Source organism: Serratia sp. H402Y, assembly GCF_051172415.1.
Taxonomy (GTDB): Bacteria; Pseudomonadota; Gammaproteobacteria; order Enterobacterales; family Enterobacteriaceae; genus Serratia; species Serratia ureilytica.
In genome coordinates this window covers 234,456-259,968 of the sequence record NZ_JBPIYZ010000004.1, presented here as the reverse complement: position 1 = coordinate 259,968, position 25,513 = coordinate 234,456, and the positions used below count along the sequence as shown (strand labels likewise).

Annotated in this window: 34 protein-coding genes; 10 read left to right on the top strand and 24 right to left on the bottom strand. The window is 57.3% G+C overall.

Translation table 11 applies throughout. From position 1 onward, the window contains the following. Nucleotides 1-25: 25 nt before the first annotated feature. The 3 genes from bamE to nadK form a co-directional block, all read right to left on the bottom strand. On the bottom strand, nucleotides 26-364 hold the full coding sequence (gene bamE / locus ACSBQS_RS19785; protein WP_004929101.1) for an outer membrane protein assembly factor BamE: 339 nt from the start codon (nucleotides 362-364) through the stop codon (nucleotides 26-28). A gap of 240 nt (nucleotides 365-604) precedes the next feature. Further along, complete coding sequence (gene recN / locus ACSBQS_RS19780; protein ID WP_172755857.1) at nucleotides 605-2,266, bottom strand: DNA repair protein RecN; 1,662 nt, start codon at nucleotides 2,264-2,266, stop codon at nucleotides 605-607. 86 nt (nucleotides 2,267-2,352) lie between these two features. Further along, on the bottom strand, nucleotides 2,353-3,231 hold the full coding sequence (nadK, locus tag ACSBQS_RS19775; RefSeq protein ID WP_197666632.1) for an NAD(+) kinase: 879 nt from the start codon (nucleotides 3,229-3,231) through the stop codon (nucleotides 2,353-2,355). Nucleotides 3,232-3,356: 125 nt separating this feature from the next. On the opposite strand from nadK, the gene grpE reads away from it, so the two are divergent. Beyond that, on the top strand, nucleotides 3,357-3,941 hold the full coding sequence (gene grpE / locus ACSBQS_RS19770) for a nucleotide exchange factor GrpE (protein ID WP_025159545.1): 585 nt from the start codon (nucleotides 3,357-3,359) through the stop codon (nucleotides 3,939-3,941). A gap of 56 nt (nucleotides 3,942-3,997) precedes the next feature. Here the strand turns inward: grpE and ung are convergent, their stop codons facing one another. After that, the gene (ung, locus tag ACSBQS_RS19765) at nucleotides 3,998-4,681 is read right to left on the bottom strand and encodes a uracil-DNA glycosylase (protein ID WP_434991315.1); all 684 of its coding nucleotides are present in this window, start codon (nucleotides 4,679-4,681) and stop codon (nucleotides 3,998-4,000) included. Between the two features lie 346 nt (nucleotides 4,682-5,027). Between ung and grcA the strand changes: the two genes are divergently transcribed. From grcA to ACSBQS_RS19750, 3 genes are all read left to right on the top strand, one after another. Beyond that, a complete protein-coding gene (grcA, locus tag ACSBQS_RS19760; protein WP_004929114.1) occupies nucleotides 5,028-5,411 on the top strand; it encodes an autonomous glycyl radical cofactor GrcA in 384 nt (127 codons plus the stop codon). Nucleotides 5,412-5,595: 184 nt separating this feature from the next. Further along, nucleotides 5,596-6,555 (top strand): DUF2974 domain-containing protein, encoded by a 960-nt coding sequence (locus ACSBQS_RS19755; RefSeq protein WP_033644128.1) that lies wholly within the window; start codon nucleotides 5,596-5,598, stop codon nucleotides 6,553-6,555. After that, a complete protein-coding gene (locus ACSBQS_RS19750) occupies nucleotides 6,548-7,303 on the top strand; it encodes an ankyrin repeat domain-containing protein (RefSeq protein ID WP_033651589.1) in 756 nt (251 codons plus the stop codon). The genes ACSBQS_RS19755 and ACSBQS_RS19750 overlap by 8 nt, the downstream gene beginning before the upstream one ends. A 52-nt stretch (nucleotides 7,304-7,355) precedes the next feature. Here the strand turns inward: ACSBQS_RS19750 and srmB are convergent, their stop codons facing one another. After that, a complete protein-coding gene (gene srmB, locus ACSBQS_RS19745; protein ID WP_047025578.1) occupies nucleotides 7,356-8,678 on the bottom strand; it encodes an ATP-dependent RNA helicase SrmB in 1,323 nt (440 codons plus the stop codon). A 99-nt stretch (nucleotides 8,679-8,777) separates the two neighbouring features. On the opposite strand from srmB, the gene trmN reads away from it, so the two are divergent. Further along, nucleotides 8,778-9,557 (top strand): tRNA(1)(Val) (adenine(37)-N(6))-methyltransferase TrmN, encoded by a 780-nt coding sequence (gene trmN / locus ACSBQS_RS19740; protein WP_232093959.1) that lies wholly within the window; start codon nucleotides 8,778-8,780, stop codon nucleotides 9,555-9,557. 38 nt (nucleotides 9,558-9,595) lie between these two features. Here trmN and nadB read toward each other — a convergent pair whose 3' ends face one another. Further along, nucleotides 9,596-11,197: an L-aspartate oxidase gene (gene nadB, locus ACSBQS_RS19735; RefSeq protein ID WP_016929796.1), complete on the bottom strand. Its 1,602-nt coding sequence runs from the start codon at nucleotides 11,195-11,197 to the stop codon at nucleotides 9,596-9,598. Nucleotides 11,198-11,411: 214 nt separating this feature from the next. On the opposite strand from nadB, the gene rpoE reads away from it, so the two are divergent. The 4 genes from rpoE to rseC are packed head-to-tail and all read left to right on the top strand — an operon-like array spanning nucleotide 11,412 to nucleotide 14,103. After that, nucleotides 11,412-11,987, top strand: a complete 576-nt coding sequence (gene rpoE / locus ACSBQS_RS19730; protein ID WP_004929136.1) for an RNA polymerase sigma factor RpoE — start codon at nucleotides 11,412-11,414, stop codon at nucleotides 11,985-11,987. A 30-nt stretch (nucleotides 11,988-12,017) separates the two neighbouring features. Next, nucleotides 12,018-12,671 carry an anti-sigma-E factor RseA gene (gene rseA / locus ACSBQS_RS19725; protein ID WP_342164789.1) on the top strand — a complete coding sequence of 218 codons (654 nt, stop codon included), beginning with the start codon at nucleotides 12,018-12,020 and terminating at the stop codon, nucleotides 12,669-12,671. Then, entirely contained in the window at nucleotides 12,671-13,627 is a 957-nt protein-coding gene (gene rseB, locus ACSBQS_RS19720; RefSeq protein ID WP_025303948.1) for a sigma-E factor regulatory protein RseB, read from the top strand. The genes rseA and rseB overlap by 1 nt, the downstream gene beginning before the upstream one ends. Beyond that, the gene (gene rseC / locus ACSBQS_RS19715; protein WP_033644124.1) at nucleotides 13,627-14,103 is read left to right on the top strand and encodes a SoxR-reducing system protein RseC; all 477 of its coding nucleotides are present in this window, start codon (nucleotides 13,627-13,629) and stop codon (nucleotides 14,101-14,103) included. The genes rseB and rseC overlap by 1 nt, the downstream gene beginning before the upstream one ends. On the opposite strand, the gene ACSBQS_RS19710 is transcribed toward rseC, so the two are convergent. Beyond that, on the bottom strand, nucleotides 14,100-14,936 hold the full coding sequence (locus ACSBQS_RS19710; protein WP_434991314.1) for a hypothetical protein: 837 nt from the start codon (nucleotides 14,934-14,936) through the stop codon (nucleotides 14,100-14,102). The genes rseC and ACSBQS_RS19710 overlap by 4 nt on opposite strands. Before the next feature lie 765 nt (nucleotides 14,937-15,701). Here ACSBQS_RS19710 and ACSBQS_RS19705 point away from each other — a divergent pair. After that, the gene (locus ACSBQS_RS19705) at nucleotides 15,702-16,931 is read left to right on the top strand and encodes a tyrosine-type recombinase/integrase (RefSeq protein ID WP_346420488.1); all 1,230 of its coding nucleotides are present in this window, start codon (nucleotides 15,702-15,704) and stop codon (nucleotides 16,929-16,931) included. On the opposite strand, the gene xis is transcribed toward ACSBQS_RS19705, so the two are convergent. From xis to exoX, 17 genes are all read right to left on the bottom strand, one after another. Further along, entirely contained in the window at nucleotides 16,909-17,163 is a 255-nt protein-coding gene (gene xis / locus ACSBQS_RS19700; RefSeq protein WP_230200484.1) for an excisionase Xis, read from the bottom strand. The genes ACSBQS_RS19705 and xis overlap by 23 nt on opposite strands. Nucleotides 17,164-17,390: 227 nt before the next feature. Next, the gene (locus ACSBQS_RS19695) at nucleotides 17,391-17,936 is read right to left on the bottom strand and encodes a phage N-6-adenine-methyltransferase (RefSeq protein WP_434991313.1); all 546 of its coding nucleotides are present in this window, start codon (nucleotides 17,934-17,936) and stop codon (nucleotides 17,391-17,393) included. Continuing rightward, nucleotides 17,933-18,127, bottom strand: a complete 195-nt coding sequence (locus tag ACSBQS_RS19690) for an ANR family transcriptional regulator (RefSeq protein WP_434991312.1) — start codon at nucleotides 18,125-18,127, stop codon at nucleotides 17,933-17,935. The genes ACSBQS_RS19695 and ACSBQS_RS19690 overlap by 4 nt, the downstream gene beginning before the upstream one ends. Before the next feature lie 2 nt (nucleotides 18,128-18,129). Further along, the gene (locus tag ACSBQS_RS19685) at nucleotides 18,130-18,339 is read right to left on the bottom strand and encodes a ParE family toxin-like protein (protein WP_434991311.1); all 210 of its coding nucleotides are present in this window, start codon (nucleotides 18,337-18,339) and stop codon (nucleotides 18,130-18,132) included. 12 nt (nucleotides 18,340-18,351) lie between these two features. Further along, nucleotides 18,352-18,570 (bottom strand): hypothetical protein, encoded by a 219-nt coding sequence (locus tag ACSBQS_RS19680; RefSeq protein WP_434991310.1) that lies wholly within the window; start codon nucleotides 18,568-18,570, stop codon nucleotides 18,352-18,354. After that, entirely contained in the window at nucleotides 18,548-19,072 is a 525-nt protein-coding gene (locus ACSBQS_RS19675) for a DUF551 domain-containing protein (protein WP_434991309.1), read from the bottom strand. Before ACSBQS_RS19675 ends, ACSBQS_RS19680 begins: the two co-directional genes overlap by 23 nt. Continuing rightward, a complete protein-coding gene (locus ACSBQS_RS19670; protein WP_434991308.1) occupies nucleotides 19,069-19,410 on the bottom strand; it encodes a ClpX C4-type zinc finger protein in 342 nt (113 codons plus the stop codon). Before ACSBQS_RS19670 ends, ACSBQS_RS19675 begins: the two co-directional genes overlap by 4 nt. A 1-nt stretch (nucleotide 19,411) precedes the next feature. Beyond that, nucleotides 19,412-19,957 carry an ead/Ea22-like family protein gene (locus ACSBQS_RS19665; RefSeq protein WP_434991307.1) on the bottom strand — a complete coding sequence of 182 codons (546 nt, stop codon included), beginning with the start codon at nucleotides 19,955-19,957 and terminating at the stop codon, nucleotides 19,412-19,414. Further along, entirely contained in the window at nucleotides 19,950-20,282 is a 333-nt protein-coding gene (locus ACSBQS_RS19660; RefSeq protein ID WP_434991306.1) for a hypothetical protein, read from the bottom strand. The genes ACSBQS_RS19665 and ACSBQS_RS19660 overlap by 8 nt, the downstream gene beginning before the upstream one ends. Beyond that, nucleotides 20,282-20,521 carry a hypothetical protein gene (locus ACSBQS_RS19655; RefSeq protein WP_151522963.1) on the bottom strand — a complete coding sequence of 80 codons (240 nt, stop codon included), beginning with the start codon at nucleotides 20,519-20,521 and terminating at the stop codon, nucleotides 20,282-20,284. Before ACSBQS_RS19655 ends, ACSBQS_RS19660 begins: the two co-directional genes overlap by 1 nt. Further along, on the bottom strand, nucleotides 20,518-21,438 hold the full coding sequence (locus ACSBQS_RS19650; protein ID WP_434991305.1) for a phosphoadenosine phosphosulfate reductase family protein: 921 nt from the start codon (nucleotides 21,436-21,438) through the stop codon (nucleotides 20,518-20,520). Before ACSBQS_RS19650 ends, ACSBQS_RS19655 begins: the two co-directional genes overlap by 4 nt. Further along, entirely contained in the window at nucleotides 21,435-21,968 is a 534-nt protein-coding gene (locus ACSBQS_RS19645) for a hypothetical protein (protein ID WP_434991304.1), read from the bottom strand. The genes ACSBQS_RS19650 and ACSBQS_RS19645 overlap by 4 nt, the downstream gene beginning before the upstream one ends. Then, nucleotides 21,965-22,750 carry a ParB/RepB/Spo0J family partition protein gene (locus tag ACSBQS_RS19640; protein ID WP_434991303.1) on the bottom strand — a complete coding sequence of 262 codons (786 nt, stop codon included), beginning with the start codon at nucleotides 22,748-22,750 and terminating at the stop codon, nucleotides 21,965-21,967. Before ACSBQS_RS19640 ends, ACSBQS_RS19645 begins: the two co-directional genes overlap by 4 nt. Further along, entirely contained in the window at nucleotides 22,743-22,955 is a 213-nt protein-coding gene (locus ACSBQS_RS19635) for a hypothetical protein (RefSeq protein WP_421095782.1), read from the bottom strand. Before ACSBQS_RS19635 ends, ACSBQS_RS19640 begins: the two co-directional genes overlap by 8 nt. Before the next feature lie 49 nt (nucleotides 22,956-23,004). Beyond that, nucleotides 23,005-23,694: a hypothetical protein gene (locus ACSBQS_RS19630; RefSeq protein WP_085819283.1), complete on the bottom strand. Its 690-nt coding sequence runs from the start codon at nucleotides 23,692-23,694 to the stop codon at nucleotides 23,005-23,007. Further along, entirely contained in the window at nucleotides 23,694-24,359 is a 666-nt protein-coding gene (locus ACSBQS_RS19625; RefSeq protein ID WP_085819282.1) for an ATP-binding protein, read from the bottom strand. Before ACSBQS_RS19625 ends, ACSBQS_RS19630 begins: the two co-directional genes overlap by 1 nt. Continuing rightward, nucleotides 24,359-25,030: an exodeoxyribonuclease X gene (exoX, locus tag ACSBQS_RS19620; protein ID WP_230118341.1), complete on the bottom strand. Its 672-nt coding sequence runs from the start codon at nucleotides 25,028-25,030 to the stop codon at nucleotides 24,359-24,361. Before exoX ends, ACSBQS_RS19625 begins: the two co-directional genes overlap by 1 nt. Nucleotides 25,031-25,513: the final 483 nt, after the last annotated feature.

Below are 25,513 nucleotides of genomic sequence, written 5' to 3'. Positions count from 1 at the left end.
GGGCCGGAAGAGCGGGCAGCGCCGATTACTTGGTCAGCGCCGGTTTGTTCTGGATGTCGGTCAACACGCCTGCGCTGTCGAAGGTCAGCGTCAGCGTCTGCTGGGTGATATCTTCATGGCCAGGCTGCTGGCGGAACACATAGAACCATGTCTGAGTTCCGAACGGGTCTTGCAGCATTGGGGTACCCAATGTGTAAGCGACCTGTTGTTGGGTCATCCCTTTCTGAATTTTCGCCACGTCGGTCGACGTCAGGTAGTTCCCCTGGTTGATGTCAGGACGATAAACCACCTTTTCAAAAGTAGAACAGCCTGCAGTCAGCATCACAAGAACTACAGCGGCGGCAGTCAGCGTTTTACAGCGCATAGTAATCACATTCCTTTAGGGCATAGGATGCCGATGATAATAGACCTTGCGGCAGTTGGAAACCTTTATACCCTTCATCTTTCACGTTGCGACGCGTTGGCTTTCCTTCAACACCTCAAGCGCTTGGCCAGTTTCAGGCTGTTGAGATGGCTTTGGATCACCGCCGCGCCGCACTTTAGATATCTTTCGGGCCAACAGCGTCAATGTCAGACCGCAGGAAAGTGAAAAAGTTGAGCTTTTTTATGCCGCCAGCAGTTCTTTGGCGTTCGCCAACGTATTGCGGGTGACTTCGCTGCCGCCGAGCAGGCGCGCCAGCTCCTGCAGCCGGGCGCGTTTATCCAGCGGCGCCATCTGGGTTTCGGTGACCGTGCCGTCGGTCTGCTTGCTGACGAACAGGTGCTGATGCCCGCATCCGGCCACCTGCGGCAGGTGGGTGACGCACATCACCTGGGTGGATTCGCCGAGCTGGCGCAGCAGGCGGCCGACGATGGCGGCGGTCGGGCCGCTGATGCCCACGTCCACCTCATCGAAGATCAGCGCCGGGGTTTCCATCTTGCGGGCGGTGATCACCTGAATGGCCAGCGCGATGCGCGACAGCTCACCGCCGGAGGCGACCTTCGCCAGCGGCTGCAGCGGCTGCCCCGGGTTGGTGGAGACGCAGAACTCGGTGCGGCTGGCCCCTTCGGCGCTCAGGTGCTGCGGTTCGAAGCGCACGTCGATGTTGAATTTGCCGTGCGGCATGGAGAGCGCCTGCATGCTGTCGGTGATGAGCGTGGTCAGCTCGGCGGCGTAGTGCAGGCGTTTCTGGTGCAGCTGTTCCGCCAGCGCCAGCGCCTGCTGGTGATGCAGGGTAACCGCCTCGTTCAGGTGCTCATGGTCGCTTTCCTGCTGCATCAGCAGCTGCTGTTCATCCAGCAACTGCTGATGCAGCTGCGGCAGCTCTTCCGGCGCGACCTGGTGTTTGCGCGCCAGGCTGATTTGACGCGACAGGCGCTGTTCCAGCTCGTGCAGGCGATTGGGATCGAGATCCATGCGATCGGCGTAATGGCGCAGTTCGTCGCTGGCTTCGCTGATCTGGATAGAGGCCTCTTCCAGCATGTCCAGCAGACCGCTGAGCTTATCGTCCAGCCCGGCCAGCTCAAGCAGCAGGTGTTTGGCGCTGTAAAGCTGGCTGAGCATGTTGTTCTCGTCGCTGTCGGCCAGCAGCTGCAGCGTTTGCTGGCTGAGGGTCAGCAGCTGGCCGCTGTTGGCCAGGCGCTTGTACTCGGCGTCGGTCTGTTCGAACTCGCCGGCCTGCGGCGCGAATTCGTTCAGCTCTTTCAATTGGTATTGCAGCAGCTGCTTGCGCGCTTCGCGCTCGATGGTCTGCTGCTGATGGTGCGCCAGCTCGCGGCAGCTCTGATGCCAGCGTTGGTAGGCCTGGCTCATCGCCGCCAGCAGGGCGGGTTCGTCGGCGTAGGCGTCGAGCAGCGCTTTTTGGTGCTCCGGCTTGAGCAGCAGCTGATGGGCGTGTTGACCGTGGATTTGGATCAGGCGTTGCCCCAGCTCACGCAGCTGCGACAGCGGCACGGCGGTGCCGTTGATAAAGCCGCGCGAACGGCCGTCGGCGTTGATCACCCGGCGCAGCAGGCATTCGTTGCTGTCGTCCAGCTGGTTTTGCTCCAGCCACGCGCGCGCGGACGGGGTGTCCGCCAGCGAGAAGCGGGCGCAGATGTCGGCGCGGGCGGCTCCCAGGCGCACCACGTTGCCGTCGGCGCGGTTGCCGAGGCACAGCCCCAGCGCATCGATGGCGATGGATTTGCCGGCGCCGGTTTCACCGGTGATCGCCGTCATGCCCGGTTGAAAATCGATTTCCAACTCACGAACGATAGCAAAGTTGCTGATGGTTAATTGCGCCAGCATGGGAACCTTCCTGTGTATAAACACATAACTGTAGTTTCATACAGTATAAACTGGTTTTATATACAGTAAAGTGGCCGATGCAGATTTTAGAACAATTTTTTCGACCAGCCCAACTTGGTGCTTAACGTGTTGAAATAGCTGTAGTCTTTCGGGTGAATCAGGTTCAGATGGAAGTTGCTGCGGCGGATCAGCACTTCTTCGCCTTCCTGGATCGGCAGTGCGATCTGGCTGTCGCAGCTGATCTCCAGATCGCTGCCGATCTGCGAGAATTTCAGGCGGATGGTGCTGTCGCCGTTGATCACCAACGGCCGGGCGGAAAGGGTGTGGGGGAACATCGGCACCAGCGCGATCGCCTCCAGCGACGGGGTGAGGATCGGCCCGCCGGCGGAGAGCGAGTAGGCGGTGGAGCCGGTCGGCGTGGCGATGATCAGGCCGTCCGAGCGCTGCGAGAAGGCGAAGCGATCGTCGATGTACACCTCGAATTCGATCATGTGCGCCACTTTGCCGGGGTGCAGCACCACTTCGTTGATGGCGGTGCTGATGCGGCACTGCTGGTGCTCTTTATGCACGATGGTTTCCAGCAGGAAACGCTGTTCGTCGATGTACTCGCCTTCCAGCACGTCCGCCAGCTGCTGCAGGGCGTTGTCGGGATCGAGATCGGTGAGGAAACCGAGGTTGCCGCGGTTGACTCCGATTACCTTGATGTCGTAGCGCGCCAGCACGCGCGCGGCGCCGAGCATGTTGCCGTCGCCGCCGACCACCACCGCCAGATCGGCGCGCTGGCCGATATCCGCCAGGCTGCCGGTGACGGCGTCTTTCAGCTCCAAATCATGGGCGATTTGGCGTTCGACCATCACCGAATAGCCGCGGGCCACCAGCCAGTGGAACAGCATCTCGTGGGTTGCCAGCGCTGAAGGGTGACGCGGGTGGCCAACAATGCCAATACAGGCGAATTTTTTATTCATTTGTTGTGATTTTCCTCACCGGGACCCGTTTATGCCCCACATTGTGACCGGTTGACTTGAAACCCCGGTTTTGATCCCCATAATAAGCCAAGTTGCGAGATTAATGCTAAAACGCGGAGATATTCATGAGTAGTAAAGAACAGAAGACGCCAAACGAGCAAGTCTCGGAAGAAATGGAACAACACGCTCATCACGAGGATACGCTGCCGGAAGCGGCGGAAGGCGTCGATCTGCGCGATGCGCGTATCGCCGAACTGGAAGCCCAACTGGCGGAAGCTCAGCAGCACGAGCGCGACAGCCTGCTGCGCGCCAAAGCGGAAGCGGAGAACATCCGTCGCCGCGCCGAACTGGACGTCGAGAAAGCGCACAAGTTCGCCCTGGAGAAATTCTCCGGCGATCTGCTGCCGGTGATCGACAACCTGGAGCGCGCGCTGGATCTGGCGGATAAAAACAATCCGGAACTGGCCGCGATGATCGAAGGCATCGAGCTGACGCTGAAATCGCTGCTGGACGTGGTGCGCAAGTACGGTATCGAAATCGTCGGCGACGTCAACGTGCCGTTCAACCCGGAAGTGCATCAGGCGATGAGCATGATGGAATCCGCCGATCACCAGCCGAACCACGTGATGATGGTGATGCAGAAAGGTTATACGCTGAACGGCCGCCTGCTGCGTCCGGCGATGGTCGCGGTCTCCAAAGCCAAGGCGTAATCGCCCCGGCAACGGCATAAAGAAAGGCACCCGAGGGTGCCTTTTTTGTCTCTGGACTACGCTTGCGACAGGCGCGGCATCCAGTCGATCGGCGTGAGCCCTTGCTGCTCCAGCAGCTGATTAGCCTGCGAGAAGTGGCGGCAGCCGAGGAAACCGCGGTGCGCGGAGAGCGGTGACGGGTGCGGCGCTTTCAGCACATGGTGGCGGTTGCGGTCGATAAAGTTGCCTTTCTTCTGCGCGTGCGAGCCCCACAGCAGGAACACCACGCCTTCGCGGTTCTCGTTCAGGGCGGCAATCACCTTATCGGTGAAGGTTTCCCACCCCAGGTTGGCGTGCGAGTGCGCGCGGCCGCCTTCCACCGTCAGCACGGTGTTGAGCAGCAGCACCCCCTGTTCGGCCCAGCTTTGAAGGTAGCCGTGATCAGGGCGTTCGAAACCGGGAATGTCGGTCGCCAGCTCTTTATACATGTTCACCAGCGACGGCGGCGCCGGCACGCCGGGGCGCACCGAGAAAGAGAGGCCGTGCGCCTGATTGGGGCCGTGGTAGGGATCCTGGCCGAGGATGACGACTTTGACGTCCGCCAGCTCGGTAAAGCGGAACGCGTTGAACACGTCTTTCTGCGGTGGATAAATGGTCTTACCGGCCTGGCGCTCAGCGGCAACAAAGGCGAGCGTTTCAACAAAATAGGGCTGCTCTTTCTCTTTGCCGATCACGTCATGCCAGGTGAGGGAGGTGGCCATAAACGCTCTCCTTTGTTTTCTTTAGCAATTCATGGACTATAGCTTACCGTGTCGGCCCGCGCAGCGAAACCCGCTTTTCATTTCTCGCCGCCGTTTGCAATGCAATTATTTTTTAAAATTTACAAAAATAATTGTTTTTTAGCGCGACGGGAAAATTGATATAAAACATAAATTTGCCCCTTCACGCCTTGTGCCTACCCGGTAAAAATTGACTTTAATCAAAGAACTGGCCCGGTCAGACTGGTATACAGAACAACAAGACAACAATGGTTTTACCAAATGGCCGAAACCAGAATTGGGTTTTCTCACGATGTGAATTTTTACGCCCTTGTACGGAGGCAACATAATGATTACCGGTATTCAAATTACCAAAGCGAACGACCAGGCGCTGGTGAATTCTTTCTGGCTGCTGGACGATGAAAAAGCGGAAGCTCGCTGCGTGTGCGCCAAGGCCAACTACGCGGAAGATCAGGTTGTCGCGGTCAGCGATCTGGGCCAGATCGAATACCGTGAAGTGCCGCTGGAAATGCAGCCGACCGTGCGCGTGGAAGGCGGCCAGCACCTGAACGTCAACGTGCTGCGTCGCGAAACCCTGGAAGACGCGGTCAAGCATCCGGAAAAATACCCGCAGCTGACCATCCGCGTGTCCGGCTATGCGGTGCGTTTCAATTCCCTGACGCCGGAACAGCAGCGCGACGTTATCGCCCGCACCTTTACCGAAAGCCTGTAATCGGCGGCGCAGTCAATCAGGGAGCTTCGGCTCCCTTTTTTGCGCTTGATGGCCGAAAACTGAAGGCGGATCACATTCTGCACAAAGATAAGCATTCCTGATACAGAACTCATCCGACCTGCCGATAGCTAAATCAGCACCTATTCAGGTGCTAAATAAAAAAGTCTATCGACAAGGAGTCGGCATGAGTATGCCTTTAAGTTTTACCTCTGCAGTATCCCCGGTGGCCGCGATCCCTACACCTCGCGCCGCTGCCGAAACGGCGACGGCATCGCAGCCTGCGGCAGCGCCGGCAAATCCGGCGCCGGTGGCCACCCCTTCTCAGAATACGCTGAACGCGCAGAACCTGTTGAATACGCTGGTCGGCGATATCTCCGCGGCGGCGCCGACGGCGGTTGCGCCGGGCGTGACCCGGGGACAACAATCTCAGGAAGGCGATTATGCGTTGGCGCTGTTGGCCAAGGACGTTTACTCGCTGAACGGCCAGGGCGCCGCCGGGTTCAACCGTCTGAGCGACAGCGCGTTGCTCGGGTTCGGCATCGATCCCGCCAGCCTGCACGACGCGGGCAGCGGTTTCCAGGCCGGGATTTACAGCAACGACAAGCAGTATGTGTTGGCGTTCGCCGGCACCAACGACTGGCGCGACTGGCTGAGCAACGTGCGGCAGGCGACGGGGTATGACGATGTGCAGTACAATCAGGCGGTTGCCGCCGCCAAAAGCGCCAAGGCGGCCTTCGGCGATGCGCTGGTGATCGCCGGTCATTCGCTCGGCGGTGGTCTGGCGGCCACGGCGGCGCTGGCGACCGGCACCGTCGCGGTCACCTTCAATGCGGCCGGGGTGTCGGATTACACCCTGAATCGCCTGGGTATCGATCCGGCGGCGGCGAAGAAAGACGCCGAAGCCGGCGGCATTCGCCGTTACAGCGAGCAATATGACATGCTGACCAGCACCCAGGAATCGACTTCGCTGATCCCGGACGCCATCGGCCACAACATTACCCTGGCCAACAACGATACCCTGACCGGCATCGATGACTGGCGGCCGAGCAAGCATCTGGATCGCAGCCTGACGGCGCACGGCATCGACAAGGTGATAAGCTCGATGGCGGAACAAAAGCCGTGGGAGGCGAAGGCCAATGCCTGAAGGGCGTCGCTTGCGGCGGGCGCTGGCGATAGCCTTACTGGCGCTGGTCGCGGTGACCGGTTTACTGATGATGGCTAAGGAGCAACAGATGGGGCAGGAGATTTCACCGTTTGACGGCCGCAGCAACCAGGCGCTGGCTCAGGCGGTGGCGCGCGGCGATACGCAGGGCATCGGTGCGCAGGCCACGCAGGATCGCTTGCGCGAACGGGGCGATCGGCAGGTCACGCTGTTGCAGTGGGCGGTGCTTTCGCAACAGCCGGCCAGCGTGCAGACGTTGCTGGAGCTCGGTGCCGACCCGGCGACGGCGGGGCTGGACGGCAACAGCGCGCTGCACACCGCGGCGATGTTGCAAGACGCGCAGTATCTGCGGTTGTTGCTGACCGAAGGGGCGCAGGTGAATGTGCGCAATGCCGTTACCGGCGCCACGCCGCTCGCGGCGGCGGTGCTGGCCGGGCGTGAGGAGCAGCTGCGGCTGCTGTTGGCGGCCGGGGCGGACACCACGTTGAGCGATCGGCTGGGGGATACTCCGCTGCATCTGGCGGCGAAGATCAACGCGCCGCACCTGGCGCTGTTGCTGTTGCAGGCCGGTGCCGATGCCCGGGCGCGCAATCAGCAGGGTTATGCGTTCCAGTTTTATTTCTCGCAAACGCCGGCGCATTTGCAGAATGACGAGCTGAAGGCGCAGTTCCGCGAGCTGGATAAATGGCTGCAGGGGCGCCGCCTGGCCACGCATTACGCGCAGCAGTAAACACCCATAAAAAAACCGCCTGTACAGGCGGTTTTTTCTTAGGCAGCGGCGGTTATTGCGCGTCGCCGGTTGGTTTGGCCTTCGCCTGACGGCGTTTGCCGACGTTTTTGGCGTCGCGATGGCGCACTTTCACCTTGGCCTTTTCTTTGTTCTTCGCCTTGTCTTCCGCGCGCTTGGCCAGCACTTTCTTCGACGGTTTACCGTTGCTCTTCTCGTTCGGCACCTTGGTTTTCGGCCGCAGTTCGTCGATCACGCGCGCTTTCAGCGGCTCGTTCAGGTAACGGCCCACTTTGCCCAGCAGCAGATGGTCGTGCGCTTCCACCAGCGAAATGGCGGTGCCTTTGCGCCCGGCGCGGCCGGTACGGCCGATGCGGTGCAGGTAGGTATCCGCAGTGCGCGGCATGTCGAAGTTGAACACGTGGGTGATATCGAGGATATCCAGGCCGCGCGCGGCAACGTCGGTGGCTACCAGCACGTTAACCCGGCCATCCATCATGCGTTTGACCGCTTCGTTGCGTTTGGCCTGCACCATTTCGCCTTCGAGATAGCAGGTGTTGATGCCCGCTTCGCGCAGCCAAGTGGCCAGTTCGTGCACGCGCTCGCGCTTGCGCACGAAGATCACCGATTTCTGCACGTCCGGCTGCTTCAGCAGGTGGATCAGCAGCGCGGTTTTGTGCTGCACGTCATCGGCGCGATAGTACCATTGCAGGATCTTTTTGCGTTCGCGGCGCGACGGATCGGCTTCCACTTCCACCGGCTCTTTCAGGATGCGCTCGGCGAATTCGCGGATCGCTTCGCCTTCCAGCGTGGCGGAGAACAGCAGCGTCTGGTTGCGCCAGCGGGTTTCGGCGGAGATGGTTTCGATGTCCTGCGCGAAGCCCATGTCGAGCATGCGGTCGGCTTCGTCGAGGATCAGGGTTTCCACCGCGCGGCAGTCGAAGTTCTCTTCTTTAATGTATTGCAGCAAGCGGCCGGTGGTGGCGACCACCACGTCCTGGTTTTCGCTGAACACTTCCGCGTGGTTCATGTAAGCGACGCCGCCGGTGATGGTGGCGATATCCAGCGAGGTATGAGCAGCCAATTCACGCGCCTGGTCGGCGACCTGCATCGCCAGTTCACGCGTTGGCGTCAGGATCAGCACGCGCGGCGGGCCGGATTTCTTGCGTGGAAAGTCCAGCAGGTGCTGCAACACGGGCAGCAGGAAGGCGGCGGTTTTGCCGGTGCCGGTCGGAGCCGAACCTAAGACGTCGCGCCCGTCCATCGCCGGCGGGATCGCAGCGGCCTGAATGGCGGTGGGGCGATCGTAGCCTTTGTCGCGCAGCGCGTCGATCAGGCGATCATCGAGTTCGAGTTCGGAAAAAGTGGTTGCTGTCATGGTCTACCTCTACTTGGGGCGCCGATTATAGACGGGTTGGCCGCGATCTTCACCTATTTAAGCGGAAAGCCGCTCTTTTCCCGCCGATCAGATTGCCTTATGCTACGCCAGTTTTATAGCCAGGTGGTGAGTGTGAGCAAGCGATCGAAAGCCGATTTTACCCCGCGCCGCGGGGGTTTTACCTTTAAACAATTCTTTGTCGCCCACGATCGTTGCGCCATGAAAGTGGGCACCGACGGGGTGCTGCTCGGCGCCTGGGCGCCGCTGGGGCAGGCGCGCCGGGTGCTGGACATCGGCAGCGGCAGCGGGCTGATCGCGCTGATGCTGGCGCAGCGCAGCGGCGACGAAGTGACCATCGACGCGGTGGAGCTGGATGACGCCGCCGCCGGCCAGGCGCGCGAAAACGCGGTGGAATCGCCGTGGCCGCAGCGCATCCGCGTGCATGCGCAGGATATTCACCATTATGCGCAGCAGCATGCCGCTGAGTATGATCTGATCGTCAGCAATCCGCCTTATTTTGAGCCGGCGGTGGCCTGCCGCGATCAGGCGCGCCACAACGCGCGCTACACCGAAACCCTGACGCACGAGGCGCTGTTAGCCTGTGCAGTACAGCTGCTGGCGGAACAGGGTACGTTCTGCGTGGTGCTGCCGCACGACATCGGCGCCGAATTCGAACGCCTGGCGCAGCAAAGCGGTTGGCACACGGCGGCGAAAGTGAACGTCAGCGATCGGGCCGATACGCCGCTGCACCGGGTGTTGCTGGCGTTGACGCGCCGGGAAACGCCGCTGCGGGAGCAGGCGCTGGCGATCAAACAGGCCGACGGCAGCTATACCGACGATTTCCGCCGGTTGATCGCCGACTTCTACCTGTTCTACTGAAAAGAAAAGGGCGCCGATAAGGCGCCCTGTCGCAGAGTTTAAGGCTGCAAAATGGTCGGCAGCGCTTCCGGCAGCAAATCCGGGTAGTCCAGCGTGTAGTGCAGGCCGCGGCTCTCTTTGCGCGCCATGGCGCTGCGCACGATAAGCTCGGCCACCTGCACCAGATTGCGCAGCTCCAGCAGGTTGTTGGAGATGCGGAAGTGAGCGTAGTACTCGTCGATTTCCGCCTGCAGCGTGTTGATGCGGCGCAGGGCGCGCTCAAGGCGCTTGGTGGTGCGCACGATGCCGACGTAATCCCACATGAACAGCCGCAGCTCGTGCCAGTTGTGTTGAATCACCACCCGTTCGTCCGCATCGTCCACCCGACTTTCATCCCAGTGCGGCACCTGTTTGGCCTGCTGGATGAACGGCAGGCGCTGCAGAATGTCTTCCGCCGCCGACCAACCGTAAACCAGGCACTCCAGCAGCGAATTCGACGCCATGCGATTGGCGCCGTGCAGGCCGGTGTAGCTGACCTCGCCGATGGCGTACAGCCCGTCGAGATCGGTGCGGCCGTGCTGATCGACCATCACGCCGCCGCAGGTGTAGTGCGCCGCCGGGACGATGGGGATCGGTTGCCGAGTCAGATCGAAGCCCAGCGTCAGCAGCTTTTCGTGGATCATCGGGAAATGCTGGGTGATGAACTCCGCCGGCTTGTGGCTGATGTCCAGGTACATGCAGTCGGCGCCCAGGCGCTTCATTTCATGGTCGATGGCGCGGGCGACGATATCGCGCGGGGCCAGTTCGCCGCGCGGGTCGAAATCCGGCATAAAGCGGCTGCCGTCCGGACGCTTCAGGTAAGCGCCTTCGCCGCGCAGCGCTTCGGTCAGCAGGAAGTTGCGCGCCTGCGGGTGGAACAGGCAGGTCGGGTGGAACTGGTTGAACTCCAGGTTGGCGACCCGGCAGCCGGCGCGCCAGGCCATGGCGATGCCGTCGCCGGAGGAGATGTCCGGGTTGGTGGTGTATTGGTATACCTTGGCCGCGCCGCCGGTGGCCAGCACCACCGTTTTGGCGCGGTAGGTTTCCACCCGCTCGAGCTCGCGGTTCCAGACGTAAGCGCCCACGACTCGGCGGGTGCCCGGCAGGCCGATTTTGTTCGAGGTAATAAGGTCAACCGCGTTGCGGCGTTCCATCACGCAAATATTGGGGTGAGCGCTTGCTTTCCCCACCAGCGTGGTCTCTACTTCCTTACCGGTAGCGTCCGCGGCGTGCAGGATGCGGCGATGGCTGTGGCCGCCTTCACGCGTGAGGTGATAATGCGCCTCGCCCTGCGCGTTGACCTCGGTGTCGAACAGCACGCCCTGATCGATCAGCCACTGCACGCAGTGGCGCGCGTTGCCGGCGATGAATTCGACGGCCTCTTTGTCGCACAGGCCGGCGCCGGCAATCAAAGTGTCATCAACGTGTGAGGCAATGCTGTCCGTCTCATCGAACACCGCGGCGATCCCGCCTTGGGCATAAAAGGTGGCCCCCTCGCTGAGCGGCCCCTTGCTGAGAACGGTAACCTTGCAATGCTGCGCCAGGCGCAGCGCCAGTGACAGGCCCGCAGCGCCGCTGCCGACGATCAGTACATCGCTAACATGTTCAGATGATGGTTGCATAACGTATGATGTGTGCAGAAGAAGAGTGAATTTCATGTTAGCCTAACTGTCCGGGCAAAAGCCACGGATAGGGTGACATCAACAGAAAAAACAATGGCGATATGGAACTTCGTGTTCTATATGAACTCCAAGCGAGTGCTTGCTCAGGAAAATAATGTATGGCTGGCAGTACAATTTTACGCGTGGAGACGGATTTGGGGAGAGTTTACCTCGGATGAGCGAGCAGTTAACGGATCAAGTTCTGGTTGAGCGGGTCCAAAAGGGCGACCAGAAATCGTTTAACCTACTGGTAGTGCGCTATCAGCATAAGGTGGCGAGTCTCGTTTCCCGCTATGTGCCGCAGGGCGATGTGCCCGATGTGGTGCAGGAGTCGTTTATCAAGGCCTATCGCGCACTGGAATCGTTCCGTGGCGACAGCGCTTTTTATACCTGGTTGTATCGAATCGCCGTGAACACGGCAAAGAATTATCTGGTTGCTCAGGGGCGCCGTCCGCCATCCAGTGATGTGGACGCCAACGATGCGGAAAATTACGAAAGTGCGGGCGCACTGAAAGAAATTTCGAACCCTGAGAACTTAATGTTGTCAGAAGAGCTGAGACAGATAGTTTTCCGTACCATTGAGTCTCTCCCTGAGGATCTTCGCATGGCGATTACCCTGCGGGAGTTGGATGGTCTAAGCTACGAAGAGATAGCCGCCATCATGGATTGCCCGGTCGGAACCGTACGTTCGCGTATTTTCCGCGCCCGGGAAGCTATCGATAATAAAGTTCAACCGCTGATCCAGCGTTAGCAATGGCGGGCACAGGAAGGGTACTTAGGCATGCAGAAAGAAAAGCTTTCCGCTCTGATGGATGGTGAATCGTTCGACAGCGAGCTGTTGAGTTCTCTGTCGCAAGATCGAACGCTTCAGCAAAGCTGGCAGAGCTATCACCTGATACGTGACGCACTGCGGGGTGATATCGGACAAGTGATGCATTTCGATATCGCCGATCGCGTCGCCGCTGCACTTGAGAAAGAACCTGCCCGGCTGGTGCCTTCCGCCGTTCAGGAATCTCAGCCGCAGCCTCACACCTGGCAGAAAATGCCGTTCTGGGACAAAGTGCGTCCTTGGGCGAGCCAGATTACGCAAATCGGCATGGCGGCCTGCGTGTCGCTGGCGGTCATCGTCGGCGTGCAGCACTACAACCAGCCTTCTGCGTCATCGAACGCGTCCGAATCGCCGGCCTTCACCACGTTGCCGATCATGGGCCAGGCCTCACCGGTCAGCCTGGGCGTTCCTGCCGACAGTTTCTCCACCGGCAGCGGCCAACAGCAGCAGGTGCAGGAACAGCGTAAGCGTATCAACGCCATGCTGCAGGACTATGAACTGCAACGTCGCCTGCATTCGGATCAGCTGCAGCTTGAGCAAAGCAATCCGCAACAGGCTGCCATTCAGGTTCCCGGAACTCAGTCTTTAGGAATGCAACAGCAGTAATGAAGCAAATCTGGTTCTCCGTTTGTTTATTGACGGGCAGCCTGCTCTATTCCAGCATCGCCCCGGCGCAGCCGACTGCGTCCGGGGCGTTATTGCAACAGATGAGCAGTGCCAGCCGTTCTCTCAATTACGAGCTCGCCTACATCAGCATCAGCAAGCAGGGAATCGAGTCGTTGCGCTATCGCCATGCGGTGATCGGCAACGTGCCGCTCGGCCAGCTGTTGCACATGGACGGCCCGCGCCGCGAAGTGCTGCAGCGCGGCGGCGGGATCAGCTACTTCGAACCCGGCCTGGAGCCGTTCACGCTCACCGGCGATCACATCGTCGATGCGCTGCCGGCGATCGTTTATGCCGATTTCACCCGCCTGGCCAAGTACTACGACTTTATCTCCGTGGGCAGCACCCGCATCGCCGATCGGCCGTGTGAAGTGCTGCGCGTGGTGGCGCGCGACGGTTCCCGCTACAGCTACATCGTCTGGATGGATGAGGACACCAAGCTGCCGCTGCGGGTGGATTTGCTCGATCGCGACGGCGAAACGCTGGAGCAATATCGGGTGATCTCCTTCGCGGTCGGCGCCGACGTGCAGGGCGCGATGCAGGGGCTGCTCAAAGCCAACCTGCCGCCGCTGCTGTCGCTGCCGGCGGTGGAAAACGTCCAGCTGAGCTGGAGCACCGGCTGGCTGCCGGCGGGGGTAGACGAGGTGGCGCGCAACCGCCGCAAATTGCCGAACGTCGCCGTGCCGGTTGAATCCCGCCTTTACAGCGACGGCTTGTTCAGCTTCTCGGTCAACGTCAGCCCGGCGGGCAGCGGAGCCGGGCAGCAGTACTACCGTCAAGGGCGCCGCACCATCCAGACCGAAGTGCGTGCGGGCAACGAAATCACGATTGTGGGCGAATTGCCGCCGGCGACGGCCAAACGCATCGCCGACAGCATTTCTTTCAAGGTATCGCCGTAATGATGAAAGAGTGGGCCACGGTGGTTTCGTGGCAACAGGGCGTAGCGCTGCTGCGCTGTGAACCCAAGGCCGGCTGCGGCAGCTGCACCGCGCGCTCCGGCTGTGGCGCGCGTGCGTTGAACGAGCTGGTGCCGGAAACCGAGCATCAGCTGCAGGTGCATATCGATCAGCCGCTCGAGCCGGGGCAGCGCGTCGAGGTCGGCATTGCGGAAGGCAGCCTGCTGCGCTCCGCCATGCTGGTTTACCTGACGCCGCTGCTGGGCATGATGCTGGGTGGCGCGTTATTGCAATATTGTTTCGGCAGCGACGCCTCGGCGGCAGTCGGCGCCGTACTGGGCGGCGGGGTGGCCTTTATGCTGGCGCGCCGCTTGGCCCGGCGTCTGGGCGAGCAGGCCGACTATCAGCCGGTGGTGCTGCAGATTGGCTTACCGCCTACCGCACTGCGCATGCAGGCGGAAAACTCCCCGCTGATTTAAACCGACGACCGCGTCATCGCCGGGTTGTGATAGGCGGGGATGCGGTTGTGGATCATATGTTCCAGCAGCGCGATGAACAGATCGGCGCTGAGCAGCGAATCATCGTTGATAGCGAACAGCACATTGCCCTGGCCGTCGAATAAACGGATGCCGCGCTGCGGATGATTTTCCAACGCGCGGATCTGCTCGATAGGCACGTTGCCCCGTTCAGTGGTCAGCAGGGTGGCGCTCAGCCGCAGCGTTTCGGTCGGCGTGCCTTGCCGTTTGCCGAGCAGCAACTGCCACAGCCAGCGTGCGTCGCCCTCAACCGTGTGAAACGACACCGTCTCCCCCTGATAGAGCGCGTTCAACGCCAATGGCCCGCGCTGCTGCAGCTGCTGATCGACGATCACGTCCGCCAGTCGCCACGAATGGGCGACATTGCTGAAGACCGTGCACCAGGGCTGATCCGCGCCGGCGCGGAACGCCGTGACGTCAAACAACCCGCCAAAAGCCTTGCCGCCGCGAAAGCGATAGATGTCGCCGATTTTCTCAAACGGAATGAAACGCTCTTTGTGATGGTGGCCGTCAAGGACCCGCACGCCGTGCTCGTAGAGCCGATATGTCAACACCGGGCGCAGGTAATGCCGCAGCGCCAGCAGCGTACAGCCGAGTAAAATTGTGCCCGCGCCGGCCTGCAACAGCGTGATGACGTCGTTCTCATCAATGCTGCTCAGCAGCGGCAGCACCAACAGCGCCGCACCCACGCTGAACAGCAGCGCCGCCGCCGCCAGAATGCCCCAGTTGACCTTCGAAAAATCGTGCCGGCTCAGCATTTGCCCTTTATCGATCATAATGCACCTTCCAATCAACGTACGCAGATATGCTGGTGAACCCCGGTGGGCTGCCGATGTAGTGCCCGGAATATTGTTTTGTCGCGGAGTTCATGCCCTTTCTATCCGAGGGACGGTGGTGGCGTATATGGGGTTTTTCCTAAAGGATGTGGGGCAAAATCGAATTCTAAGAGGTTGATCCAAATATTCTTTTTCGATAATTTCAGAAGGGGTTTATTGCGCTGCGGCCGGTTATGTATTAGCGCCGGAGTTTGACGGCCACGGAGCACCTGCAAGCCTTGGGTTCAGGCCGTATAGCCCGTGTTAACATCTGTTTTCATCAGCCGGGGCGCCCTGTAACATTTAGCTGCGCATAATAGAATGCCTTCACTGCACCGATCGCTAGGTTTTCAGTGGTGTGGCATGTAGAATGCAGCGATTCAGGTGCAAGACGGCCTAACCCATTCACTGTCGCTTTAGGTCCATGCGGGTTTCTATAGGCGAGTAATTCAGAAATACCAAGGCAGAAAAACTTTTATAATGAAGCATATACGAAATTTCTCCATTATTGCCCATATCGATAACTAACTCTCCGACGCCTACCGACAACCCCCGCCAAATTTCACTAAGAACCCACGCAAATTAAGCTCTCCGCAAAAGATAACCACGACAACCTACGACACCTATCGACAATATAAGACATCATTTTTGTGTCCATCCTCGTGTCCATAAACTATGATTCTCATCATGTACCGTGTCCACGATGGACACAGAGCGGGGGAATCAATGGCTATTTCAGACAGTTACCTTAAGGCATGCCTGAACAAAGAAAGGGAAAAAGTAGAGGAGAAGTCCGATCGTGATGGGCTTTGGGTGAGGGTTTCCAAGAAGGGCGCCGTTACTTTCTTCTACCGATACCGGTTTCTCGGCAAGCAAGACAAGATGACTCTGGGCAGCTATCCCGCACTGAGTCTTAAAGCTGCGCGCGAAGAAGTTGAAAAATGGGCTTCTGTGCTGGTGGGCGGAGATAACCCAAAAATTAAACGCGATTTAGAGCGAGGCAAGATCTCCACGCGATACACGTTCGAGGAGTTGTTCAGAGAATGGCATGGCATGGTTTGCATTCAGAAGGGTAACGAAGCCCAGGTGCTACGTTCGTTTGAGATCCACGTTTTTCCACGCCTGGGGAAATACCCGGCAGCAGAAATCACGGTTCACAACTGGCTTACGCTGCTGGATAAGCTCGCAAAGGCATATTCAGAGGTTACCAGACGGATCATCAGCAATGGCAAGCAATGCTATTCCTGGGCTGTGAAGCGGCAGTTGCTGACATCTAATCCGCTTTCAGAGCTTACTGGCCGCGACTTCGGTTTGAAAAAAGGAATGGGGAAGAGGACGCTTTCGAGGGATGAAATTGCATTGTTTTGGAAGGGCTGCGATGAGTGCCGGATGAGCGAGCGAAACAAGATCATGCTCAAACTGTGCTTGTTCTATGGTTGCCGGATATCTGAGCTTCGCTTGGCGAAAAAGCAGCATTTCGATTTCGAGGAAGGGGTGTGGACGGTTCCGCCTGAGAACCATAAAACAGGGGCCAAAACACAACGCGCGATACTTCGTCCGATAATCGCGGAGATCGTTCCAATCTTGAAAAGAGTCATATCTCTTGCTGAAGGTGATTACCTTTTTTCAAGCAAAAAAGATGCGCCAATGGGATCGGGAAACCATCTAAGCTTACCTGCAAATCTGCGGCTGTTTATGATTAAGGCGTATGATGTGAACGTCCCTCATTTCACCGTGCATGATCTGCGACGCACCGCACGAACAAATTTCTCCGACCTCACGGATCCGCACATTGCCGAGATAATGCTCGGCCATATGCTACCGGGAGTGTGGGCGGTGTATGACAAACACACTTATCTGAGTGAAATGAGGGTGGCGTATTCTAAATGGTGGGCAAGGCTGATGAGTATTACTGAGCCAGACGTGGTTGAGTTCAAGCCTCGTTCCGCTGGGTAAATCGGCCTCTATCGCTTCGCGGGTTGTGAAGTGATGCAAATGGCTTGGTACGCTTTATTTTCGTTTCAGCCTCTTGCCAAGCAGCAACCTTGTGGCGATACCACTTATTAGGTGCGCCGGCTGCTGTGATATCAGGCTCCGGGAACGGGTTGTTTTCCGGAGTTCTTTTTCTGTAGCGCTCAAGGGTTCGCGATGACACCTCCAATTCACTGCAAATTGTTGAAGTTGTCATCCAGCTATGATCGTTCATGGTTACCTCGCTACTTCCCCTCCCGCACCCGATGAACCTCACAGCAAAGGCGCAGCCACACCGGCGGAGACTTCGGCCAGTACGGTGCTATCTTCACTGCGTGCTTATCGAGTAACTGACGGAGGGTTAAATTGTTGGAAGGGGAGTCGAAATCTCTTAAAAGCTCTCTGGCTGTACTGCGGAGAAGGTTTTTCTTTGTGGAGTCCATGTCATGCAACGCTTGCCTCCATCGTTATGCCTTTTCCTATGCGAAGGAGTTCGTCTCTGGATACGGTTGAGAACTGGCACCGCGGTTTGATAAATGGTCGCCAAATGAAAAGCAGGCTGCCTTTGCTGTTACCGTTCTTCCCGGGTTTGCCCGTCGCGGAATTAATAAACGCCAGTCTGCCATCGGTGATAAAACGGACTTCATCCACTGACTGCAGCGCCAACGAAAACCAGCCCGTTGATGTGTCCGCCGGCAACAGCATCACGATCGGCTGATTCTGCACGCGGCATTGCTCCGCAGCCTTAAGCACCCACGGGGTGATGTCGCTATAGGGCGGATTGCACCAGATGGCGCCATAACTCACCCAGTCGATTGACAGCGCGTTATCCTGCTCTGTCTGGTAGTGAGCGCATAGCGCGTTGCCATCGTCCGCTGCTGCATCCAGGAAGAAGCCAAACTCAACATCCAGCGCGTTGAAAACTTCGATCGGGGTTTGCCACCGGTCTTTGTGTTCTGGCGGCGTATTGCTGGCAAAAACGGTGCTCAATTCTCACCTCCCCAGCAGCGCGCGGCCGCGTTGATGCAAAACTCTATGCGGATTTTAATCCACGGAACATCGACTGCTCGCGCGAGTTTGAGGGACTTTTCCCAAACTTCAGCGGCCTTTTCATACCATCCGCGTTGTTCACATTCACCCGCAATTCTGGCGATATTTCGGTATGCATCATAGGTGCCCATGTTTAAATCCTGATTTGGTTGTTGTAGCGCTCATGGCTCATTACTTCCCATGAGTTGCCGTTGTCTTTCGAAAGCATTCGCCAGCAGCGGGCCACTGGCAGCGTCAAATACTTATGCTGGTAGGTTCGGTTAGGTTTCTTTTCACCCCTCTTATAGGCGCATAGAACCCCCTCAGCTTTGGCGCTGATTCGTTGCGGAATTCGTGGTTTCATATTTTCGGTGGGTTATTTGGTGATTGGCGCCCAGCACGCGGAACGGATGCCAGGACGGCGGACTTTCTCAACGGCGTTTTCTTTTTCCAGCTTCATCAAGCGCTGGCGGATGGCTCTCCCGGTCATGCCGTTGTAGCCGGCACAGCGGAGGAGGCTTGCGACAGAATCCGGTGTGGAACCGGCTATGCTGAGACGCGAGATGATTTCGTTATCGTCGGGTATCGTGATCATTACCACCATCCGGTGCTGCAGGTAATGGCATCCAGTGGGTTACCGGAAGCGAATATGTTCGCCCCATCCATTTCCACTTTCCTACAGGCTTCTTTAAATGCCTTCCATCGTCATAATGCCCTGCCATAACTCGCCCGTTAGAAGTGAAAGCCACCATCTTTCCATGCTCTGGCATCCGTTCGGCGCATGCTATCCAATCATCCGGCACTGCTGGCGCTGGCGGGGCGGTGAACAGTGGAATCACCGCATCACCCATCGGCTCAGTCCAAGTAACCAGGCTTTTTTCGCCTTCCTTCGCGTATGCTAACGTTTCCTCGCTGGCGTACAGCACCGGCTGCGCCTCCCGGTTAGCCCGCCCCTTCCAGCCCTCCCACATCGCAGCGGCCATTATGAACCATGCATTTCCGCAGCCTTCCCTCTTCTCGTCGAAGAACCAGTTTACGAATTCCAGGCTCATTTCATTTTGCGCAGCAAACTGCTGACGTTCAGTCGTTAGTGTCACGATATCACCTCCAATCCGCTGACATTTCCGTTTTCAATAGCCTGATAAATCGCTGCAATTAGTTCATGCGGCTGATAACCGTCCGGCATTCTCGCTTCTATCGAAACAAGGTCGTCGATAGTCTTTTGCTTCGCCTCTTTATCTCGATCGGCGAGAATATCGTTGCACAGAGAAACGCAATCGCGACAGATACGAATACCGCCAGGCCCACCAATTGTTTGGCTATCAGGCTTTCGAGTGTCGCAAAGTGCGCACGGCGCGCCGTCAGCCAGATCCGTATATTCTGGGCATTTAACGAACTTCAAACCTTCCATTGCGTTCATTGCGTTCATTGCCATCCTAATCATCCCCCTCTACGGTGACGCGCATCCCAGCAGAGGTGATAATCTCCTCAACCTGCTTACGCGAATACGCTGGGTAACTGTGGTCTGCATAAGTGCATGCAGGGCGCGGCAACCGCACCGGCGTAGCCAGCCGCTTTTCTGCGTCGCCAAGCCGCCGGCCTAACCCGGCGTTTGTCTTCTCCAGAGATTCGATTCTGTCCTGCTGCTGATTTATGTGGTCATCCTGCGATGTGTTGGCGCGTTCCAGCTCGGCGATGCGGTTATCCTTCGCTTCCAGCTCTGCCAGCAGGGCGAGAACGGTGGAGGGGTTAGCAGCACGGAAATAACGCTCAGCCGCCACATGGGCATCGCCAATGCCGTAAAAAATCACACCGATAGCGGTGTTGTCGTAATTGCAATAATCAGCGCCAACATCCACCCGACCCTCACCACTACAGCACGGGCATTCCATGCAGCCGTCTTCTGTTTTCTCCTGCGCCCCATCAATTTGCTGTGGAGTAGCGGCCATTGCGGCCGCTTTCAGTTCGCTGAATTTATCCATTGCTCTGCTCCTTCATGACCTTGTCGCGCTGAAATTCGTAGAAGTCGCCACCGGAGTCCATGTGGTACATCAGTTGCTGGTACTCGTTTGCGACAGCTTGAGATGTCCTTAATTCATCACGTAGCGCCATCGCTGAGGCTTGCCATGCGTCACGGTCTGCCAGCAGGGCGGAGACGTACTCTTGCGAGTAGACTGCATCGCCCTTTGCCTGCCCAAAGCTTTCTGCGATAGCCACTACATCCGCGTTCTCTTCGAAGTAGTAACGATCGTGGTGATGTAGTTTCCACGCCACCGGCTTGCTCAGTTCGCTCAGCTTATTGTCCATCACAGCTTCACCGCCTTAATTTCTCTGATGTATTTCAGGCAAAGCGGGCAGGTTATTCCTCCGCGCTCTACAACCTTTGTCTTGGCGACAACGTTTGTGCAGCAGCCAAATGAATAAAATTCACCGGAGCACAACAGCATTGGATCGCCTGATCGCTCTACCGACAGATGCCAGAATCTCTCTCCGAGAGGCGTTTTTTCGCCGTCATCATTGATGAGTATTTTCACCAGCGTGCTCATAATGCTTTCTCCTGGGCCTCGTCAAAGAACTGGAACGGCTCACACGATGATGCGCAGCCGTCGCCGTTGTCGGGGTTGGTTTTAGTCAGATAGATAAGCCGCTGCCGGTCTTCAAGCTGAGCATCGGCGATAAGCTGATCCGTGTTGCGCTTTCTGCGCCACCAGGTGTGGCCACTAACGGCTTTTACCATGCCGTGCTTCTGCTCCATCTCACGATTCCATGCAAACCACTCCGGATGCTCGTGGGCGATCAGATATAGCTTTGCGTCGCTCTTCTTGAAGCACGTCAGACAATTGCCATGATGCGGAGGGATATTCAGCTTGAACGGCATCGCGTCCCAGAAGTCGTTCACGTCCTGCTTGTCGAATCCGCCCCAGTGGCAAAGCGGATAAACGAGGTTGTAGCGCTTAGCTGCGTCTTTGTTAGGATCAGCGCGCTGCGGTTCATCCGCCCGCATGCCGATAGCCGTCTTTGCTGACCAGCCACGTCGAGCCAATCCCACTTCACGCATCCATGAGCGGATCGTTTGAGTTTTCAGATAGTCGCTGCACTTTTGCCGAGAGACGTTTGGGATGCCCTCAACACTGATCAGCTGTTCGAATGGCTCGCCGTTCCGCGCCGCGGTTTCAAAGCTCACCACTTTGTGAGTCATGCCAACGCCAGGAATCGGGCTGGTTACCCCCTCAAGCCAGACCACATTTAGCCCGAAATGCCGGTCGCATCTATCCACAAATTTCAGTGTCTCTTCGTGTTCGCGTCCTGTGTTCGCAAAGACAAAATGAAAATCGAAGCAGTCGGCGTAGTTTTGCAGCAGGAAATCGCACATGAATGCCGACGACTGGCCGCCGGAGAAGCTAACGACCATCGGCTCCTTGGGCTTCGGTTCATTTGCTGGCATCACTGGGCGCTCTTTCATTTGGCCTCCCGAATGTTGGCGGCGAATGCTTGCAACTCGTTAATCTGAGCGCGCAGAGACTCGGCTATAGCGCCAAATGCGTGGGTGTCAGGATGCATGCTGGCAAGCTGTTCCATCTTCAGCTTGATGAGCCTCTCCACTCCCTGCGCCTGGATAGCTGCAAGTGCTGCGTCAGTGGCCGGGGTTTCGGAGTTGAACAGCTCATCATTGGCAATCATCGCCACCACTCCGGCTGGCCCTTTGTCAGTTACGTCCACATGTTCCAAAATGACGGAAAGCGCATGCTTAAAGCCTGCATTCTCCACGGCCAGCCCATTAACTCGATCAGTCAGCTTTTTGATGGATTCAGCCATTGTCAGCTTTACCTGCAGCGTTTGGGCGTTGATCTGCCGGATGCTGGCGAGTTCTGACACCAAGGCTTCATAGTCGGAGAATTTAACGAACTCACCGTGCTCCGCTTCACGGGCGAAAGCCTCAAAGCGAACTGCGTGCATTTTGTAGTCAGGGGTAAAGCGCTTGATGGTTGTCATTCGTCGTCTCCCAACACCCAGCGCAGTGCCTGAGCGTAATCACCGCTCGCACCCTCAAGGGCTTTCGTGATTTCTTTTCGGGACTTCATGCGGGGTTTGGCATCACCGATCACCTGCCGCTGGCGCCGTGCCTTTTCGTGGCCTTTGGTGCCGGCGGTTGCCGCTTCAACCTCTTTCACTTTTTCGCGCTGTTCTTCAGGTGAGAGATTCGCCAGCTGGCGTGCCTGGGTAACGGTAATGTCGCCAGATTCAACCGCATCTTTAACGGCCTGAGTGGCATCGAGCAGGGCGAGTGTGGCGCGGATCGTCTGCACACCGACGCCAAACATCAGCGCTAAATCTTTTTCGTCGTGGCCCCGCGTAAGCGCATCAGCCATTTTCTTGGCGCGGCCCAGTGGCGTGTCTACCTGAAAGATTTCATTGGCACTAATCATCACCTCAGCAACGCTAAACGGCGATCCGCGCCTGACCACTGCCGGCACCAGAAGAGGTTTTTTGCCTTCTTCCCGCAGACGTTTATTTGCTTCGAGGGTGTTTTTAACCCGCTGGCGACCTTCAACTACGCATGAGCGGCCTGTTTCTGGGTCTTTCCAGATAATTATCGGCTCCAGCACCCCCAACTTCATGATGCTAAGCACAGTCGGTTCATGGAGAGGAAGATGGATGCGTTCGTCGTAAAGCGGGTGCGTTTTATCGGATACCAGGTGCAGATTTTCAGGCTCGAACATCAACACGTTGGTTTTACCGCTGGCGCCGTAGGCTTCCTTTGAGTTTTTAGCCATGATTATTCTCGTCCTTATGGTTTTGTTTGTGCCTGATCACACGACGCCCCTCAACAATGACGGCATTTTCCTCAGCTTCTAACGCGTCGAGGTAATACCAACCAGGGCGCTTGACTGGATCGCCTTTTTTCAGGCCTTCGAATTGCTTGATCGCGTTGTTAACGACTTCTTGCGGGCTTTTCCCGCGATTGGATTGATCTGACATGAGAAGTCCTTAGCCCTGCATGACAGGGCTATGTTTTGTAGAGACCAGCTCAGAAGGGAATGTCATCGTCAAAATCAGGTGCGTGTTGTTGCGTGGCGCTTTGTTGCCGCTGCTGGGCGACCTGCTGAAGGCGAGAGGTCGGTTGGTTGTTTTGGTTGCCAAGCATAGAGCGCTGCCCACCGATACCACTCGTTTGAGGTGCCGTGTCATTGGTTAAGCGCTCATCCTTATCCTTCAGGACAGCCAGGAGCTTATCAACGGCCTCGGCCGGCGTTCCGTCGATCGCCTCCTTGTATGTTTTACGCGTGTTGGCGCCAAAAACTTGTTTGATGTCGAATTTGTAACCGTCCCCGCCATCGTTTTTGGTGTAGAGAATTTTCTGCAGAACGAAACCGATCGGCTTTCCTTCAAGCTCTTTGCAGTGAAGTTCGATATCGCCTTCGCTGTTCGTTTGCTCGGTAGCGTTGAGTTGCTTAACTTTCGTCAACCCCATAATGGCATTGATCAGCGCCGAGCCATGCTTAAGCGGCTGTCCCTCGCGGCCTTTGTAATTTATGCGCAGGTAGTTGATTTTGCCCACGTCAGACTCGATGGAAAATTCCATCGCTTCGGATTGTGAGTCGCGCCCGGTGGTAAAAATGGCGCTGCTGATATTGCCTGCATAGGCGCCAGTTTCAGAAGCGCCGGCGGCGCCGGCAGTACGTGCGGATTCATCATCAAAGGTAAACATTGGTTGCATTATGCTGGTGCTCCATCGTTGAGTTCGTAATATTCGCGGATCGCCGTATCAACGGCGTTCAGGTCGTTATCGATTTGGAAGCTGTCAAACAGCCCGATCGGTGACTTAACCGGGTCGGTTCCATCTGATTGCGTGGTGAAGTAGTAGCGGCCATCAGTAACACCAGTGCGTAGGGCGATACTGAACATGCCTTCGACGGTTATTTTTTCGTCAAGCATCTTGCCGATAGTTTTCATCTTGACGCGGCCGGCGGGTGTTTCTTCGGTGTGAGCAAGGAAGTAGACGATCAGGTCATCGGCTGCTGCCTGTGCGGCTCTGATTACGTCCCAGGCGCCACCGCCTATTTCAGTGAATTTTTCGAAAGATTTTTCACTACGCCGGCGCATGAACTGATTGCCCATCACATACTGGAAGTCATCAACAACGACGAATTTTTTACCTGCCCGCCGTGCGAAGTTGATGATCAAGACAATATCCGCCGGTATGTCGGTAAAGAACACGTTGCCGGTTTTGGCCTCGAAATCTCGCGGTTTCCAGCCAGCGGAACGGAATGGCAGGCGTTTGTTTTCCGGGTTGATGAGAAAACCGTCATCAGGGTTAAGCTTCATCATGCTTGCAGATTTGCCAGATCCGGAATCGCCCAGGATAAGGACTGGAATACCCATCAGACGAGCGCCCCCATCGCGTGTTTTATGGTGAACTCCTGGTCTTCATTCAGATCCATATTCGCCAGCGCCCAACGCAAGTAACCAGGATCGTCTGAGGCGATGTCGACGAAGGTTTTCCCCTTATGCTTACCGAACTGCATCGTGTGTAGCAGTGATGGGCGTGCGGTTATGTCGCGCATTTGTGAAATGCTCCAGCGCGCGATGCTGTTCATATAGAGCAGGTTGGTGGCTGTCACATAGCAGTCATACAGCGCACGGTGAGCATAGAGGCCTTCAGGCACATCGGGCTTAAGGCCAAAGCGATAGCGCAGGTACTGATTGCCATGCCGCTCTTCAGGCCATAGCTTGCGCGCCAGCTTCAGCGTGCAAATCCATGGGGCCGTGATTTGCGGAAGCTTCTCACGGTCAAAAGCGGCATTGTGTGCGACGTAGATATCGGCACCGAGGTAACGGTCTATCACATCGTCGATCGGCGGTGCATCAGCGACCATTTCTTCAGTGATGTGATGGATAGCCATTGCTTCAAAACTGATGGGCTCAGGAGGGCATACAAGGTCGCTCATTGGGTTGCAGATAACGCCATCAACGATGTCGACGCTGGCTATTTCAACCACACCGCCTTCAAAGCTGGTGGTTTCAGTGTCAATTACACGAAAGGTAGTGCTCATGATTAATCCCGATGGTTCGTGCATCGGCTATGGCGTCGATTTGTGCCAATCGATGCGCCAGCCGGTCGAGGTCAGCGGCGCCCAGCTTGTTAGCGATGCAGATTGATAGAATGAGGTGTTCAGCTGCGACTTGCTGGCGTGTTGGTGTCTCGATAACCGTCAGATCCATACGGCGCCCATAGCCAGCAGGCATAAAGTCAGAATTGTCAGGGTAAAGATGCTTTTGCCGTAGTTACGCTTGGCGGAAAAGTCACACCCAGATAGGTCATGCTTATGTTGAATACGCGTGTTCAGGCTCACCATGCTGGCCTCCGCTGTATTGTATGCATCCGCCGTTGCAACGATTTGATGTTTTGGCGGGAGTGATAGTAGGAGGCGCAACGATCAGCGCACACCAGGATGTCGACCATCTTGAAACGGCCGTCGGAATAACGCTGAACCTTCACATACTTGCACTTCGACTTTGGCAGCTCTTTTTTACAG

What these genes read in the sequence shown, in the direction of transcription:
- bamE (WP_004929101.1), bottom strand. Translation starts at nt 364, where the DNA reads ATGCGCTGTAAAACGCTGACTGCCGCCGCTGTAGTTCTTGTGATGCTG.
- recN (WP_172755857.1), bottom strand. Translation starts at nt 2,266, where the DNA reads ATGCTGGCGCAATTAACCATCAGCAACTTTGCTATCGTTCGTGAGTTG.
- nadK (WP_197666632.1), bottom strand. Translation starts at nt 3,231, where the DNA reads ATGAATAAAAAATTCGCCTGTATTGGCATTGTTGGCCACCCGCGTCAC.
- grpE (WP_025159545.1), top strand. Translation starts at nt 3,357, where the DNA reads ATGAGTAGTAAAGAACAGAAGACGCCAAACGAGCAAGTCTCGGAAGAA.
- ung (WP_434991315.1), bottom strand. Translation starts at nt 4,681, where the DNA reads ATGGCCACCTCCCTCACCTGGCATGACGTGATCGGCAAAGAGAAAGAG.
- grcA (WP_004929114.1), top strand. Translation starts at nt 5,028, where the DNA reads ATGATTACCGGTATTCAAATTACCAAAGCGAACGACCAGGCGCTGGTG.
- ACSBQS_RS19755 (WP_033644128.1), top strand. Translation starts at nt 5,596, where the DNA reads ATGAGTATGCCTTTAAGTTTTACCTCTGCAGTATCCCCGGTGGCCGCG.
- ACSBQS_RS19750 (WP_033651589.1), top strand. Translation starts at nt 6,548, where the DNA reads ATGCCTGAAGGGCGTCGCTTGCGGCGGGCGCTGGCGATAGCCTTACTG.
- srmB (WP_047025578.1), bottom strand. Translation starts at nt 8,678, where the DNA reads ATGACAGCAACCACTTTTTCCGAACTCGAACTCGATGATCGCCTGATC.
- trmN (WP_232093959.1), top strand. Translation starts at nt 8,778, where the DNA reads ATGCTACGCCAGTTTTATAGCCAGGTGGTGAGTGTGAGCAAGCGATCG.
- nadB (WP_016929796.1), bottom strand. Translation starts at nt 11,197, where the DNA reads ATGCAACCATCATCTGAACATGTTAGCGATGTACTGATCGTCGGCAGC.
- rpoE (WP_004929136.1), top strand. Translation starts at nt 11,412, where the DNA reads ATGAGCGAGCAGTTAACGGATCAAGTTCTGGTTGAGCGGGTCCAAAAG.
- rseA (WP_342164789.1), top strand. Translation starts at nt 12,018, where the DNA reads ATGCAGAAAGAAAAGCTTTCCGCTCTGATGGATGGTGAATCGTTCGAC.
- rseB (WP_025303948.1), top strand. Translation starts at nt 12,671, where the DNA reads ATGAAGCAAATCTGGTTCTCCGTTTGTTTATTGACGGGCAGCCTGCTC.
- rseC (WP_033644124.1), top strand. Translation starts at nt 13,627, where the DNA reads ATGATGAAAGAGTGGGCCACGGTGGTTTCGTGGCAACAGGGCGTAGCG.
- ACSBQS_RS19710 (WP_434991314.1), bottom strand. Translation starts at nt 14,936, where the DNA reads ATGATCGATAAAGGGCAAATGCTGAGCCGGCACGATTTTTCGAAGGTC.
- ACSBQS_RS19705 (WP_346420488.1), top strand. Translation starts at nt 15,702, where the DNA reads ATGGCTATTTCAGACAGTTACCTTAAGGCATGCCTGAACAAAGAAAGG.
- xis (WP_230200484.1), bottom strand. Translation starts at nt 17,163, where the DNA reads ATGACAACTTCAACAATTTGCAGTGAATTGGAGGTGTCATCGCGAACC.
- ACSBQS_RS19690 (WP_434991312.1), bottom strand. Translation starts at nt 18,127, where the DNA reads ATGGGCACCTATGATGCATACCGAAATATCGCCAGAATTGCGGGTGAA.
- ACSBQS_RS19685 (WP_434991311.1), bottom strand. Translation starts at nt 18,339, where the DNA reads ATGAAACCACGAATTCCGCAACGAATCAGCGCCAAAGCTGAGGGGGTT.
- ACSBQS_RS19680 (WP_434991310.1), bottom strand. Translation starts at nt 18,570, where the DNA reads ATGATCACGATACCCGACGATAACGAAATCATCTCGCGTCTCAGCATA.
- ACSBQS_RS19670 (WP_434991308.1), bottom strand. Translation starts at nt 19,410, where the DNA reads ATGGCAATGAACGCAATGAACGCAATGGAAGGTTTGAAGTTCGTTAAA.
- ACSBQS_RS19665 (WP_434991307.1), bottom strand. Translation starts at nt 19,957, where the DNA reads ATGGATAAATTCAGCGAACTGAAAGCGGCCGCAATGGCCGCTACTCCA.
- ACSBQS_RS19660 (WP_434991306.1), bottom strand. Translation starts at nt 20,282, where the DNA reads ATGGACAATAAGCTGAGCGAACTGAGCAAGCCGGTGGCGTGGAAACTA.
- ACSBQS_RS19655 (WP_151522963.1), bottom strand. Translation starts at nt 20,521, where the DNA reads ATGAGCACGCTGGTGAAAATACTCATCAATGATGACGGCGAAAAAACG.
- ACSBQS_RS19650 (WP_434991305.1), bottom strand. Translation starts at nt 21,438, where the DNA reads ATGAAAGAGCGCCCAGTGATGCCAGCAAATGAACCGAAGCCCAAGGAG.
- ACSBQS_RS19645 (WP_434991304.1), bottom strand. Translation starts at nt 21,968, where the DNA reads ATGACAACCATCAAGCGCTTTACCCCTGACTACAAAATGCACGCAGTT.
- ACSBQS_RS19640 (WP_434991303.1), bottom strand. Translation starts at nt 22,750, where the DNA reads ATGGCTAAAAACTCAAAGGAAGCCTACGGCGCCAGCGGTAAAACCAAC.
- ACSBQS_RS19635 (WP_421095782.1), bottom strand. Translation starts at nt 22,955, where the DNA reads ATGTCAGATCAATCCAATCGCGGGAAAAGCCCGCAAGAAGTCGTTAAC.
- ACSBQS_RS19630 (WP_085819283.1), bottom strand. Translation starts at nt 23,694, where the DNA reads ATGCAACCAATGTTTACCTTTGATGATGAATCCGCACGTACTGCCGGC.
- ACSBQS_RS19625 (WP_085819282.1), bottom strand. Translation starts at nt 24,359, where the DNA reads ATGGGTATTCCAGTCCTTATCCTGGGCGATTCCGGATCTGGCAAATCT.
- exoX (WP_230118341.1), bottom strand. Translation starts at nt 25,030, where the DNA reads ATGAGCACTACCTTTCGTGTAATTGACACTGAAACCACCAGCTTTGAA.